Annotated in this window: 13 protein-coding genes and 2 tRNA genes; 9 read left to right on the top strand and 6 right to left on the bottom strand. The window is 37.8% G+C overall.

All coding sequences use genetic code 11. The features are described 5' to 3' along the window. Positions 1-69: 69 nt before the first annotated feature. Positions 70-1,407, top strand: a complete 1,338-nt coding sequence (locus tag KRP56_06465; GenBank protein UAL07462.1) for a ClC family H(+)/Cl(-) exchange transporter — start codon at positions 70-72, stop codon at positions 1,405-1,407. Positions 1,408-1,488: 81 nt separating this feature from the next. Here KRP56_06465 and KRP56_06460 read toward each other — a convergent pair. Continuing rightward, positions 1,489-1,576 (bottom strand) — tRNA-Ser (locus KRP56_06460). Between the two features lie 219 nt (positions 1,577-1,795). On the opposite strand from KRP56_06460, the gene KRP56_06455 reads away from it, so the two are divergent. Together KRP56_06455 and KRP56_06450 are read left to right on the top strand one after the other, a co-directional pair. Then, a complete protein-coding gene (locus KRP56_06455) occupies positions 1,796-2,827 on the top strand; it encodes an ATP-binding protein (protein ID UAL07461.1) in 1,032 nt (343 codons plus the stop codon). Then, a complete protein-coding gene (locus KRP56_06450; protein ID UAL07460.1) occupies positions 2,809-4,641 on the top strand; it encodes a VWA domain-containing protein in 1,833 nt (610 codons plus the stop codon). Before KRP56_06455 ends, KRP56_06450 begins: the two co-directional genes overlap by 19 nt. On the opposite strand, the gene KRP56_06445 is transcribed toward KRP56_06450, so the two are convergent. Further along, complete coding sequence (locus tag KRP56_06445; GenBank protein ID UAL07459.1) at positions 4,642-5,412, bottom strand: carbon-nitrogen hydrolase family protein; 771 nt, start codon at positions 5,410-5,412, stop codon at positions 4,642-4,644. A 121-nt stretch (positions 5,413-5,533) separates the two neighbouring features. Here KRP56_06445 and KRP56_06440 point away from each other — a divergent pair, with 121 nt between their 5' ends. Continuing rightward, positions 5,534-6,328: an NAD+ synthase gene (locus KRP56_06440; protein ID UAL07458.1), complete on the top strand. Its 795-nt coding sequence runs from the start codon at positions 5,534-5,536 to the stop codon at positions 6,326-6,328. A gap of 39 nt (positions 6,329-6,367) precedes the next feature. Here the strand turns inward: KRP56_06440 and KRP56_06435 are convergent, their stop codons facing one another. Beyond that, positions 6,368-6,916 carry a zinc-ribbon domain-containing protein gene (locus KRP56_06435; protein ID UAL07457.1) on the bottom strand — a complete coding sequence of 183 codons (549 nt, stop codon included), beginning with the start codon at positions 6,914-6,916 and terminating at the stop codon, positions 6,368-6,370. Positions 6,917-7,042: 126 nt separating this feature from the next. On the opposite strand from KRP56_06435, the gene KRP56_06430 reads away from it, so the two are divergent. The 3 genes from KRP56_06430 to KRP56_06420 all read left to right on the top strand — a co-directional run bounded on the left by KRP56_06430 (position 7,043) and on the right by KRP56_06420 (position 8,612). Next, a tRNA-Glu gene (locus tag KRP56_06430) sits at positions 7,043-7,115 on the top strand. A 234-nt stretch (positions 7,116-7,349) separates the two neighbouring features. Beyond that, the gene (locus KRP56_06425) at positions 7,350-7,574 is read left to right on the top strand and encodes a ribbon-helix-helix domain-containing protein (GenBank protein UAL07456.1); all 225 of its coding nucleotides are present in this window, start codon (positions 7,350-7,352) and stop codon (positions 7,572-7,574) included. A 39-nt stretch (positions 7,575-7,613) separates the two neighbouring features. After that, positions 7,614-8,612, top strand: a complete 999-nt coding sequence (locus tag KRP56_06420) for a DUF4062 domain-containing protein (protein UAL07455.1) — start codon at positions 7,614-7,616, stop codon at positions 8,610-8,612. Between the two features lie 3 nt (positions 8,613-8,615). Here KRP56_06420 and KRP56_06415 read toward each other — a convergent pair whose 3' ends face one another. Continuing rightward, on the bottom strand, positions 8,616-9,467 hold the full coding sequence (locus KRP56_06415; GenBank protein ID UAL07454.1) for a hypothetical protein: 852 nt from the start codon (positions 9,465-9,467) through the stop codon (positions 8,616-8,618). A 522-nt stretch (positions 9,468-9,989) separates the two neighbouring features. Here KRP56_06415 and KRP56_06410 point away from each other — a divergent pair. Beyond that, the gene (locus tag KRP56_06410) at positions 9,990-10,889 is read left to right on the top strand and encodes a hypothetical protein (protein ID UAL07453.1); all 900 of its coding nucleotides are present in this window, start codon (positions 9,990-9,992) and stop codon (positions 10,887-10,889) included. Between the two features lie 148 nt (positions 10,890-11,037). After that, positions 11,038-11,661: a hypothetical protein gene (locus KRP56_06405; protein UAL07452.1), complete on the top strand. Its 624-nt coding sequence runs from the start codon at positions 11,038-11,040 to the stop codon at positions 11,659-11,661. A gap of 29 nt (positions 11,662-11,690) precedes the next feature. Here KRP56_06405 and KRP56_06400 read toward each other — a convergent pair whose 3' ends face one another. Both KRP56_06400 and KRP56_06395 read right to left on the bottom strand, forming a co-directional pair. Beyond that, a complete protein-coding gene (locus KRP56_06400) occupies positions 11,691-12,554 on the bottom strand; it encodes a hypothetical protein (protein ID UAL07451.1) in 864 nt (287 codons plus the stop codon). Between the two features lie 243 nt (positions 12,555-12,797). Next, the gene (locus tag KRP56_06395; GenBank protein UAL07450.1) at positions 12,798-13,331 is read right to left on the bottom strand and encodes a hypothetical protein; all 534 of its coding nucleotides are present in this window, start codon (positions 13,329-13,331) and stop codon (positions 12,798-12,800) included. Between the last annotated feature and the right edge of the window lie 171 nt (positions 13,332-13,502).

Raw genomic sequence — 13,502 nt, 5'->3', positions numbered from 1 at the left:
TATTAGGGCATGAATAATGAATTTTATTTGGCCAAATGTTAATAGGATTCAAACAGCATGCATATTTGAATGGAAAGAAAAGCATCCAGGTCGAGAGAGAAACATGCAAGATGGGACCTTGCATGGAAATGCATAATAATCGGTCTTTTAGCTGGTTTTATGGCTTGTCTTTTCCGTTTGGGTATCGATTACGGTACGGATTTTGCCGTTTTTATGTATGCTTTTTTGGAAGAAAATCCGATATACATATTCCCATGGATCGCTTTGGCCCTTTTTTCGGGATTTCTAATATATCGTATAATAAAGTGGGAACCCTCATCATCAGGCAGCGGTGTTCCTCAAGTTAAAGGAAATGTGATGTTCGGATTCAAACTCAATGCACCAAAAGTATTGATGGCACGTTTCTCTGGTGGGTTTCTAGGCGGCATATTCGGGCTTTCAGTCGGAAGAGAAGGACCCTCTGTTTATATCGGTGCGGCAACGGCAAAAGTAACATCTGACCGGATGAGTGGAGATGAGTTAGAAAAAAGATTACTTATGACCAGTGGTGCTGCAGCGGGACTCGCGGCGGCATTTAGTGCACCCATTTCTGGTATGGTATTTGCCATGGAAGAGATACAACATAGTTTTTCGAAGTATGTTTTTTTGGCAGGTATTGCCGGATCACTGGCAGCGAGTTTGATCGCCATGTATATCTTCGGTCTGACACCAATTCTTGATTTCGTAGATGTTCCAGATCTGGCCATCAATGAGTATTGGTGGTTGATACCATGTGGAATAGTGGCCGGAGTACTGGGTTGGACTATGAACTACTCTTACATCAAGATGAGGGCATTGTATGGCAGGTTGCCTGGATGGTTGGCTCCTGGAGTGGTAATTCTGGTCGCCCTTCCGATCGGGATATATTTTCCAGAGACCTTGGGTAGTGGGGAGGGATTAGTAGGTATCGCAGAAAAGGCAGAGATCGGGATCGCGATGATATTGACGCTCTTAATAGTCAAGTTATTTTTCAGCACCAGTAGTTTTGGTTGTGGTGCTCCCGGTGGCATATTCATGCCAATACTGGCAGTCGGTGCGTTAGGAGGTGCTGCGGTCGGCATAGTGATGACAAAGGTCGGCATGCCAAATGAGTTGATATGCAATTGTGCAATTTATTGCATGGCTGGAACACTCGCCTCATCCTTAAGAGCACCTGTGACCTCAATAATGCTGGTGACCGAAATGACTGGAACATTAACGCATCTTCTTCCTGTGGCTATATGTGTTTTCATTGCATACGTGATATCTGGACGCGTAGGTACGCAACCGATATACGATGTTCTTCTCGATGATTATGTGAAAAAGAATCCTGACGTTAAGGAAGGTGCAGGGGAATCCATGGAAGATCTGATGAAGTGCGAAACATGAATCCAGTTTTATTCAAAGAATTTTCATGAATACGGTTTTTTAATGATATAAAGGAAAAATACTTTTATTTTTTTAAGGGAATGGCGCCGAGAGGGAGATTCGAACTCCCGAGGGAAAGACTCCCACGAGCTTTCCAGGCTCGCGCCTTACCGGGCTGGGCTATCTCGGCCTAGGTCACCGTTAAATGCTTCACATTTATAAGTTTTTGTGGAAGCCAGAAAAATAGATTAGAAATAATGGAGAATAACTTTGGAATTATAGCAATGCGCGCAGATATACATCGTTTTTAATTGTTTTATCATAGACATTAGCAAACATTGGTTGTAACGTTGTTTACATCCAGCACATCATGTTTAAGTCCCGATGATGTAATTTTGATTTTGATAAGATGTCGTCCATAGGTCAGAATCTGTTTCCATTCGCCGCTATAGTGGGACAGGAAGATATGAAAAGGGCTTTGTTGTTGAATATCGTGGATCCAGGAATAGGCGGCGTTCTTGTGAAAGGCGAAAAAGGAACCGCCAAATCAACCACGATCAGGTCTTTGGTGCAGGTGCTTCCAGAAGTGGAGTACATCAAAGGGTGTCCTTTTCATTGTGACCCAAAAAATAAGAATAACATGTGTGCAGAATGTTCAGAGAGATATCATTCCAAAAAATACGATATCGAGGTAATGCCAATGCGTGTTGTCGAACTTCCGTTGAGTGCGACAGAGGACCGTGTGGCAGGCACATTGGATCTGGAACATGTTCTGCAGACTGGTCAAAAAAAGTTCGAACCGGGTGTACTGGCACAGGCGAACAGAAATCTTCTGTACGTGGATGAGGTCAATCTTTTAGATGACCATATTGTAGATCTGCTCTTAGATTCCGCGGCGATGGGCGTCAATTACGTCGAAAGAGAAGGAGTTTCATTCTCCCATCCTTCGAAGTTCATACTGGTAGGTTCAATGAATCCGGAGGAAGGAGATCTGAGACCTCAATTATTGGACAGATTTGGACTCTGTGTGGAGATAATCGGGGAGAGGACCATCGAATATAGGGCTGAAGTGGTCATGCGCAGATTGGAATTCGATTCAGACCCAGTGGCCTTCACGGAGAAATACAAAAAAGAAACCGTCGAGCTCCGTAATAAGATAAAGGATGCAAGAGAAAGAGTGCTGGGTATCAAGGTGGACAGGAGCACCGTCGTAATGGCATCCGAGATTGCAATGCATTTCGACATGGAAGGTCACAGGGCCGATATAACGTTAGTGAGGGCGGCAAGGGCGAACGCAGCTTTCGAAGGCAGGGACAGTGTAACCAAAGAGGACCTCGCTATCGTCGCACCCATGGTGCTGAGTCATCGTATCAAGAGGAAACCTTTCGAGGATACAAAGTTCGACAGGAGAGAGTTAGAGGAATGTCTAAGCAATCTTTGAGAGAGGGTCTTCCTTTCTCGGCCGTTGTCGGTATGGACCTTGCCAAGAAAGCCTTGATGTGCGCTGCAGTGGACGATCGCATAAAAGGGGTTCTTATAAGGGGGCCCTCTGGCACTGCAAAAAGCGTTCTTGTGAGATCGTTCTCGAATCTTGTACAGGGCAAAAAGATGGTGGAGGTCCCACAGAACATATCCGACGAACAGCTGTTCGGAGGATTGGATCTGGAAAAGGCCATAAAAGAGGGGCGTACTGTAGTTCTAGGCGGTCTTCTAAAGCGCGCTGACGGCAACATGCTGTATGTGGACAATATCAATCTTTTCGATCAGAGGACGGTAAGCGCTCTGATGGAGTGCGTACTGTCTGGTGAGGTCATAGTCGAGAGGGAGGGCGTCTCAGCAGAATATCCTCTAAGTACCACTGTCATGGCTACGATGGACCCAGCAGAGAAAGAGATATCTGGTGCTATATCGGACAGATTCGACATATGTGTGAGTGTCTTTCCTGAAAAGGAGATAGGGGTCAGAGCCGACATAACCTCGGTGGAATTGGGATTCCGCGAGGACCCCTCTGTTTTCTCATCTGATTATGATGAACATGATGTGGCAGAGGCAAACAGGATAAAGACGGCCAGATCAACGATCTCGGGCATTGTTCTCACACATGGGGACCTTACAACCATCGCACGCATATGCGAGGAACTAGGCGTAAAGGGACATCGCGGCGATATCGCCGTTGCAAGGGTCTCGAAGGTATTGGCCGCTTTGGATGCCAGGGCCTCTGTTTCTGACAATGATATACGTGAAGCATCGATAATGTGTCTTTCCCATAGGAGAACGGACAGAGAGGTCGAGGATCAGGTGGAGGCAGAGAATGTTCTGGAACTCGATGATGTGGATGTGATGGAGCTCGTCGAGACCGATGTGAATGTTGAAGACATAGATGAGAGCAGTATAGTTGTAAGGGATCTCGAACCAAAAACAACGGTGCCCATTGGAAACAGCACAGACCTATGTGATGATATTAAGAAGACCATAGACCAGATAGTTGAGTTCGAAGCGATACGCCTTCATGAGATGGTCGGTATAAAGACCAAAAGGGTCGACAGATCCAGCAAAAAGAATTCTGGCAGGTATCAGGGATTCAGGATACCCAATGGAAAGACCGGTGACCCGGCCTTCGATGCCACAGTCAGGGCGGCGGCACCACATCAGAAAGCAAGGGAATCCAACGGTCTGAGTCTCGTTATCGAGTCCCAGGATATACGTGAGAAGGTCAGGATCAAACGTGATTCGTGTTCCTTCTTATTCATGGTGGACGTCAGCGGGTCGCTTGTAGTAGGCAACATGATGGCAGTGGTCCAGGGAGCTATAAGGTCCATGTTGACGGATAGTTATGTCAAGAGGGACAAGGTGGCACTGATGACATTCAGATCAGACAGGGCGGATCTGATAGTACCGTTCACCCGTTCTGTGGAGACCATATGCGAGACCTTGGCAAATACACCCACCGGAGATTCTACTCCGTTGAATCTTGCTCTTTTGACAGCAAGGGATTATCTGATGAATTATCTGAGGAAGCATCCGGATGAGAGATGTTATGTGATAATAATCACGGATGGCCAAGGTAACGTGTCTGCAGTTCCTGGGATGGAACCGATCTCGGAACTGAAGAAGATCGCACCGATCATGAACCTTCCCAATACTGAATGGACGGTCATCGATTCGAGTGACGGCCTGTGGAAGAAGGACGCGTTGAAATTGGCCAAATGGTTGAACGCGAGGTACATAAAGTTGGGCGATCTGGTAGAATATTGATCATATCTTCCAGTCGATGTCCTTTCTCAGATCGGTCATGTGTCTTCTTATCTTGCGTGAATTCTTGATCACTTCTTTGTCAACATAGACGCATCTGATGTCCTCACGGTCATCGGCCTCGCTTATCGTGTTCCCGAGTGGGCCTATTAGGCGGGAATGGCCGAACATCTTCGTTGTACCGTATTTACCGATGTTGTTCACGAATATGGTGTACATGACATTCTCCAACGATCTCGCTGGCGCTATCTTCTCGTAATATTCTTTGGAAGGTTCTGCCGATGCCGCAACACATATGTTGACGTCGGCGCCGTTCATAGCATAGAATCTGGAGATCTCGGGGAAGAATAGGTCATAGCATATGGAAAGACCGAATTTCATGCCTTTGAATTCTGCCATGGCTGGTTTGTTACCTTGGACGAACATGGATTCGCAATATATCCCGAATTTTGCGAGGTATATCTTATCGTAACGTACGACCTTGTTCTGAGTAATGAAATAGAGTGAATTCTTGATGGCCCCTTCCACGAACGCGGGGGAACCGACAGCTATGGCGATATCGTTCTCAGAACACCACAGGGAGATCTTGTCGAGGGCGTATTCGACATCGTTCTTCAATGGCACATAATCGGTGCCATATCCTGTCAAAAAAAGCTCTGGAAATACATAGATGTCCGCCTTGGTCTGTGTTATTGTGCTCATTATACGGTCTAAGTTGGTCCCGACACTGCCAGTGTTCGCAGGTATCTGACACAAGGCGATTCTTACTCCCATGTATAACCTGATGGAATCTTCTTTATTATGTGTTTCGGGTCTAACGGAATGTTGTTCCCATGTACAGTTAAGATATAGGTCACCAGACATGTTTTTCTATCAATAATTGGATACGCTTCCTATGGCAGGCACCGAGTTGCGCGAAATGAACGAGGATGACGCCAGGGCGCTGGTCGATTTCATCAGGGACACTGTTAAGAGGGCAGGATGCAAGGGAGCAGTGGTAGGTCTCAGCGGAGGCATTGATTCTGCAACGATCACGAAATTGTGTATCGAAGCCTTAGGTGCAAAGAATGTCATCAATATCTTCATGCCGACATCAGTTACGCCCCTGGATGATTACAAGTCCACCAAGGTCCTCAGCAACAGATGGGGCACAACATACAAGGTGGTGGACATACAGCCAGCAGTTGATGCTTTCACGGCGGCCCTTTTCACCGATCAGGGTTCTCAGCTGGAGAGAGGCAACATCTCCGCCAGATGCAGGATGATCGTTCTCTATAACATTGCCAGGAAGAAGAACTATCTTGTGGTGGGAACTTCCAATAGGAGCGAGCTGATGATGGGATATTTCACCAAGTTCGGTGACGGTGCAGCGGATGTGGCGCCTATGATAGACCTTTATAAGACGCAGGTCTGGCAGTTGGCCAAGTTATTGGCCGTGCCTCAGGTGTTCATTGACAAGATACCTACTGCAGGGTTGTGGGAAGGCCAGACGGATGAGGGTGAGATGGGCATAACCTATCATGATCTCGATCTTGTTCTCAACGGCATAGCACTTTCGATGACCGATGAGGACATATCCAAAGATACAGGCGTATCGGTGTTCAAGGTCAGGGAAACAAGGGACAGGATCTCAGCGATGGAGCATAAGAGAGTGTCCGCTTATTGTCCAGATAAAAGATTCAATGCTTGAAAAAATGGAAAGGGTTTAAAAGGTTTAACTTTCAGATGTTCACGTTTTGGAGATTGATTTGTCGTTGACGTAAAGATCCTTTGTGCCATAGATCATCCAAGAGACCAGAAGGCCGATGATGATACCGAATATGGAGAAAAAGCAAAGGAACGATCCGATCATGCATGCGATGAATGCGATCTTCCAGGCTGTGCGCTTCCATGTGCATATCAGGCTGACGAGGACCATTGCACCGCTTGCGATGATTATGTATCCGAAGTAACGGAAATAATTAACCAACTGGTCGTAGGTTATATTGTTATCAATAAGCCATTGTTTGATCGATTCGTTGTTCCATGCCGCGTTGGCCATAGCTGATGGGTCAATAGCGTAATAGAGTCCTATGATGATGGCAGGTATCGAGTATATCGCCAGAAGGAACACGAGCCAGCCTATTCTAGACTCGTTGATTGCATTCTGGAATTGCGCGATCTGTTGTTTTTCCTTTGTTGCGGCATCACGGCCTTCGACCGCTTTCCCGCATTTGGGACAGAACTGGGCATCATCTGCGATTATAGTACCACATTGGGTGCAGAATTGTTCAGACATGATGTAAGGATTGTATTGCCATGAATTTAAAGCTTAGTATCATCCACACCGTTTGTAGTGGGTAATCCAGTGACATGAACGCTTTTCGAAATCTTTATTAATGACCTTCGTATGGGTGGAGTTACAGCTCCTGTAGTGTAGCGGCCAATCATGAAGCCCTCTCGAGGCTTCGACTCGGGTTCAAATCCCGGCGGGAGCACTATTCTGATTCATTCTGTTGGTAGATTTTTCATTTGGGTTATTTTTTATTATTAGATTTTTTTACGTAAAAATTGTAAATATTATCTTGCCAGATACTCTGATTCCATATCATTTGCATCGGGTGTCGGTTGCAACCTCAGTATTTCAAATAAAATATAGATTATATAAATATTACATTTAAAACACATAAGAAATACCAAACTAGTTAAAAGGAAAACTCAATTGAAATACAATGGATAGAGAAGAAAGAACAAAAGCAACCTCAGTAAAGATACCAGAAGGTTTACTATCCAGAATCGAAGAAGATATAATATCTTCCGGAGATTTTTCAAGTAGAAATGATTACATTATCGCTGCGTTAAGACAATACGAAGCGTATAGGATAAAACTTTTAGCTGAAAGAAAAGGCATCAAATTTTCTGAAAACGGCGAAATCAGTTTAGATACGGCAAAATAAAGATGTCGGTGAGCAGAAATTTGAATAAGGACTGATAATATGGCTGATAATACCGTAAAATATCAGGTTTTTGTCAGTTCAACATTTACAGACTTAGTAGAAGAAAGGATGGGCGTTTTTCAAACATTATTGGATGCAAACTGTATACCATCGGGAATGGAATTATTTGCTGCATCGCCTGATGATCAATTCAGTTATATCAAAAAAGTAATGGATCAATGCGATTATTATGTTTTAATCGTAGGCGGTAGATATGGATCCTGTAAGGATGGAAAATCCTATACTGAAAAAGAATATGAGTATGCATTAGAAAAAAAGATTCCAGTTTTAGTTTTTATACCAGAAAATATCGAAGATATGCCATCTGAAAAAAAGGAAGAAACAGAAGAAGGCAAAATAAAGTATTCGCAATTTATAAAAAGATTAACAGACAGTCATCATCTAAGGCATTGGAAAAATAAATACCATCTTTGCTTAGAGGTTCTTAAAGCAATAGACGAAACCAAAGATGAAAAACCAGCAGTTGGTTGGATAAGAGGAGATACGATTCCTCCAGAAATTTCTAAGAAATACATTGGATTAATAGATGAAAATAAAGAACTAAAAGAAAATTTGCTCGACATAAATACAAAAGCTCCTGAAGGAACTGAAGATCTTGCAAAGGACGATGAAATACATGAAATAAATTGTTTTTTAGAAATATTTCAGGGTGACATGATAATAAACGAGGATATAATAAAAATATCCCTATCTTGGAATGAATTGTTGAAGATTTTTGGATTCGAATTAATATCTGATTTGTACGATAATCAATTAGATAGATTATTAGAAAATGATTTTAATGGATATTATGAAGTTGAACCATGGAATGGTTATCGCATAACAAATATAGATCAAATAACAAAAATAATAAAAATGCAATTCAAAGCATTAGGTATTATAGAATATGAGATTGCTGGAAATTCATTATTATGGAAATATACACCATATGGAAAATATAAATTTGAACAGATTTACGCAATAAAATCGAAAAAATAATTATTATTGTTCTTCTAGTAGTTCAAGACTTTTTATAACCGTCCACTTCCATTCAGATTTAAGTCTAATATCTTCAAATGCATGAAACATTAGAGATATTCCTATACCCCAAGCCATTTTTTCTTCTAAAGTAATATGTAATTTAGATTGTCCCTCCATAAAAAATGGAGAACAAAATGAACCATTTATTGCAGGAAGTAAAAAAATATCATTACTAAGGATAAGTAGATCTGGATGAAACTCTTCAAATTTTAAACTCATACCATCCATTAATTTAATCGCATCCACATTATTGAGTATTTTGGTTTTTGGTTTTTTACGTATTCCATTTGAAAATATGCAAGTATATATGGGATTATTGATTTGCGGATATCTTTTATCTCTTTCAATTTTAAGACATTCGGGAATTGGATCAATTTGTCCATTGAGTACATCTAATGGATGTTCTTTACGACCAAGAGTTTTAATTTTTACTGCTTGCTCAACAGCGTGCATAAGGCTATTACCGCACCCATCTTCAAGAACAATGGTATTTTTCGCCTCGATATAAGCAACTACTGCCTCAATCGGAATACGCTGTTTCTGAGCGCATTGATCATCTTCTAACAATCTGAGAGTTGGAAATGTTTGTTGATCATAAATGATTATATCGTCTCCGCAAGTTCTTCCATCTATTGTGAAAACTGTTCCACGACAAACACCATATTTTTTCGGTAATATCCGATTTAGTGTTTTACAAACAGCTATTTCGAATTCATCGCCTAGATCGAAATTATAATCCGACTGTATTTCATTAAAGGAGGCTTTGAATTTATCGCTGATTGTTTTTAAGAAGTTATTATATACATCGACCATCGAATTCAACTGATTTTTACACTATATAATACTATTTTAGAAAATAGTTTGGTCAGTTATACTAACTGTAATTAATCTGAATAAAACATTGTTGATTGTTATTGAAAGTTGAGAATGATGATAACAAGGATGATATCTGAATTGAACGAAGAAATAATGGACACGATTTATGATGCGACAGAACACAATGTCATGGCTGATATCGTGGATTTCATGGAATGTGATCCGCGTTATGTCAACAGAATATAGGATCCTGAGAGAAGAGAAGAGGAACTGAGGGAGATAATGAATAACGTGAACAGGAGATCCGAACTGTTAAAATAAGAAAATCATTGATTGGAGGACGGTCAAGATACATAGGGAGTCTCCGGCTGTTTCGTGCCTGCACGGCACGACCGCTACGCGTAGATAGACGATATCTACTATGAGGTCAAGATAGAATTCACAGAGTATTTTACACGAAACAAATAAAGACATTCAAAAACATCCACATGAGGTTTTGAATAAATCAAAGTGATTCATTTGGATTGGTCATCTATACCTTGGGAAGCAGTTGCTGCAATAGGTACCTGGTTCACAGGAATAGTAATGATAATTACAATTTACAAAACAATCTATATGAATCGTGCAAAACGTATTGCTTTAAGATATTCAAGAGATAATTACAATAATAAATCAGTCTTGACTATATTTAATGATGGCAACAGACCTGTAAATATAAACAGTATTCGTATCTATTTTCGAGGAGATGTTTTAGAAATAAGAGATAATGAAATTGAAAATTTTGAATTATTAAATAAAAAAATTGAGATCAATGATTCTATTAAAATAATATTTTATGATGAATCCGTATTATACGAGCTTATTAAAGAAAAATGGACAAAAAATGTAAATAATTCAGTTATATTGCAAATATTAAGATACAATAAATATTCATTGGATTATTTTAGATTCAAATTTTTGATTTATTCCGATTATGATGTATTCATATCAAAAAAATGGACAACAGTATCGCCTACATATAATTGGGTATCAAAAAAGTGGTTAGAACAGTGTGGAGAAATTAATTATGAATTAAAATATACAAGAAGATATAGATTTTATTTAAATTATACTTCTTATCCAATTATTATTTGTTCTTACTTACTAATATTTGTTAGTTTAATGACACTTTGTCCTGAAATTATTGATAAAACAGGTATATCGATATATGTCATTATATTATTTACATTTGTACTTTTAATAATAATTGTAGCAAATAAATTCGGACAAATCAATGGTAGAGAATCAATTATTATCTTCTTGATTCTATTTATATGTTGTATTTATTTGATTATAACGTTTAATATGCCATTAGAATTAATATTGTTTTCATTTACTTTCTTATTATCTTATGTGTTGTGTATGTTTTATCTTTACTAAAAGAAGATTCAATTTAAATTTTATATTATCTATGATTTTTACTATAATCTTTGTTTTCATTCATTTATTTGTTGAATTGATATTCGGGGAAATCTTCGTAGACAAATTTTAAAAATAAGTTAAGAACAATACTACTATTATTGATATTATGACGTTACTTGAAATTGTTACAATTTGCATCTCACTAATTAGTGCAGCGATTATTCCAATTATTATTGTAGCATACACATCAAATAGTAATAAAAAATTGCAAAATGAACGGATAATCTTCGAAAAAGAATTATTGATTAAACAAGATGAAAAAGATAAAGAAATAGTAAAAATGCAGACACAATTAGAAAACATAAATAAAAAATTAGAATTGGAACAACAATTTATTATTGAAAAAAAGAAGTATATTTTCGAATCAAAAATTAATGCAATTGATGAAATGCTTGAAGATTTGTTTGCATTACAAATTGATCTCATATATTTTACACAGCAAGATAATGAATTTAATGTAAAAATTGAAAAAATAGAAGAATGTAATATTCATGCTTGTAATGCAGTAAGAAGTAGTGAAAGAGCAATGATTAATTTGGATCAAAATATGAGTTACAAATATCTTGAAATTTTTGGAGTAATAAAAATAATAACTGAAAATTATGCAATTGGTAAAAAAATAGGAAATAAGGAAATTTTTGATATAAGTAAAAGAATAAATGAATTTACAAAACAGGTGAATATAGAAAAAGAAAAACTTTGTAATGAAGGATTAGAAATTAAAAAGTAATAAAAGATTTCATATAATGAAAGTAAAAATTATTTTTTTATTCTTTCAAATCTGCGTATAAGGTACAGAATATTAGATGCAGCAGAATCAATTGCATATTTTACAAGCTCATCATCAGTATTAACTGTTTTACCCTCCGATCCATGTGCGGAACTCGTCGCATTACGAGCGTTAGATGTAGATTGCAATAAATTTGTAAGTGAATTGATTTGGCTATCTAAAAATGTATCAAAAAATCCACCTTCACAAAGTTTTTTTATGAGTACAGAAATGGGTTTTGAATCGTCTATTTTGATTTTTAATTCTTTGGCAATTACCTTTATTGTACTTTCAACTGCGTTGGATGCAGATAATATTGCACCAGAATTATCTTTTTGTTTAAATTTATCAAAAGACAAGATTAATTCTTCGTTAGCAACTTTAAATAAAGAATTATGTATGATTTTTAATGAAGGCCGTATTATTTCTTCATGAATTTTTGGATTAAATATTAAAATAAGTTTGCCTTCATTTACTTCATAGCCGATACCATTCATTCTAAATATGATATTTAAGTCATCAATTGAATTTTTATATATTTCAGTACAATTTCCACGATAATATGCAACAATACAACAACAATCAATTAAATCTAAATAATCTTCATCATTATTATCATTTAATAAATTTGTAAGATTCCTAAGATCATGTATTTTATCTGGATAACAAAAAATACCTTTAAATTTACAGTATTCTTTGATAATATCATTAATATCATAACAAAATGGCGCATTATTTAAAAGATCAAGTATAACATTAGAAGATTGGTTTTTAAATTTTTGACTAGTTTTAGAATATTCAAATTGATCTGGATCTTCTATGGGTTTTTTTCTCAAAGAAAGTAACTCCAACATAATGTAAAAATCACAAACAAACAATTAAACCTATTCATTTGATTTCTAATTTATATCCGAGCATTGTTATAGATAAAAATTAAATTATTTGTTATTTTGAGAAGGTGATTTTAAACAAGTCATCACAACATTTAATACAACGAGCGGAAGATAATTCCGATTTCAAAACTATTATATTGTATAACGGAAGCAATATACAGACCGAATTGATAGCTTAATGTTTATGAATTTCGTATTGTGAATTTATTTTTTATATTTCAATTCAAGTATAGGAGTTTTTCCATTTATTGATATGTGTAATCCAATTCTTTTTGTTGGCATATATTTTGTTATGCGGCGTGATTCATCTAAATGAGGACAATTGGGTCTGAACTCTCTAGATAAATTACGTTTCAATTGTTCAACGGTATACAAAGGTTCACTTAATTGTCCAGATTCATAAATTTCAATTGTTTCCATGTCTCCCCAATCATCTTTATATGTGTGCGCTATTTTACAATTATAGCATGCAATGAAATATGAACCAGGATAATCTTCTAATATTAATCCCCATAGATCAATATCATTTTTCCAATCATCACCATATTTCTTTGAAAATAATTCTGGGAGAGCAGATTCAAGTTTCTTCGTTTCTATTTCGATTATACGCTGTTCAGTATCTTTTTGTTTTTGATCTTCTTTTATTTTTTGATCATTCATACATTCAATCTTTTTTTTCGATTCGATTCTAGCTAACGCATCATTAGAATACTTTTTTTCTTTTTTAAACAGACCCATATCAAAAATAACAATTTATCGATATATAAATTCTATTCGTTTTATTATCTTTCCAAAATTATTATAACGTCATCTCATCCACCTGACTTTGTGTATAAAATATTTCAACAGATTCTCATTCTTTTTGATAGGTCTGTCAATATGCAGGTCTCCGTTGTGGACAAATTAATA

The organism is Candidatus Methanogranum gryphiswaldense (assembly GCA_019262145.1).
Lineage (GTDB): Archaea > Thermoplasmatota > Thermoplasmata > Methanomassiliicoccales > Methanomethylophilaceae > Methanogranum > Methanogranum gryphiswaldense.
Note: the sequence above shows the minus strand (reverse complement) of the source record. Positions and strands in the feature narration are given on the sequence as shown.

Bases quoted from the DNA above. Each gene is read 5' to 3' on its own strand.
- KRP56_06465 (UAL07462.1), top strand. From the start codon at position 70: ATGGAAAGAAAAGCATCCAGGTCGAGAGAGAAACATGCAAGATGGGAC.
- KRP56_06455 (UAL07461.1), top strand. From the start codon at position 1,796: ATGTCGTCCATAGGTCAGAATCTGTTTCCATTCGCCGCTATAGTGGGA.
- KRP56_06450 (UAL07460.1), top strand. From the start codon at position 2,809: ATGTCTAAGCAATCTTTGAGAGAGGGTCTTCCTTTCTCGGCCGTTGTC.
- KRP56_06445 (UAL07459.1), bottom strand. From the start codon at position 5,412: ATGGGAGTAAGAATCGCCTTGTGTCAGATACCTGCGAACACTGGCAGT.
- KRP56_06440 (UAL07458.1), top strand. From the start codon at position 5,534: ATGGCAGGCACCGAGTTGCGCGAAATGAACGAGGATGACGCCAGGGCG.
- KRP56_06435 (UAL07457.1), bottom strand. From the start codon at position 6,916: ATGTCTGAACAATTCTGCACCCAATGTGGTACTATAATCGCAGATGAT.
- KRP56_06425 (UAL07456.1), top strand. From the start codon at position 7,350: ATGGATAGAGAAGAAAGAACAAAAGCAACCTCAGTAAAGATACCAGAA.
- KRP56_06420 (UAL07455.1), top strand. From the start codon at position 7,614: ATGGCTGATAATACCGTAAAATATCAGGTTTTTGTCAGTTCAACATTT.
- KRP56_06415 (UAL07454.1), bottom strand. From the start codon at position 9,467: ATGGTCGATGTATATAATAACTTCTTAAAAACAATCAGCGATAAATTC.
- KRP56_06405 (UAL07452.1), top strand. From the start codon at position 11,038: ATGACGTTACTTGAAATTGTTACAATTTGCATCTCACTAATTAGTGCA.
- KRP56_06400 (UAL07451.1), bottom strand. From the start codon at position 12,554: ATGTTGGAGTTACTTTCTTTGAGAAAAAAACCCATAGAAGATCCAGAT.
- KRP56_06395 (UAL07450.1), bottom strand. From the start codon at position 13,331: ATGGGTCTGTTTAAAAAAGAAAAAAAGTATTCTAATGATGCGTTAGCT.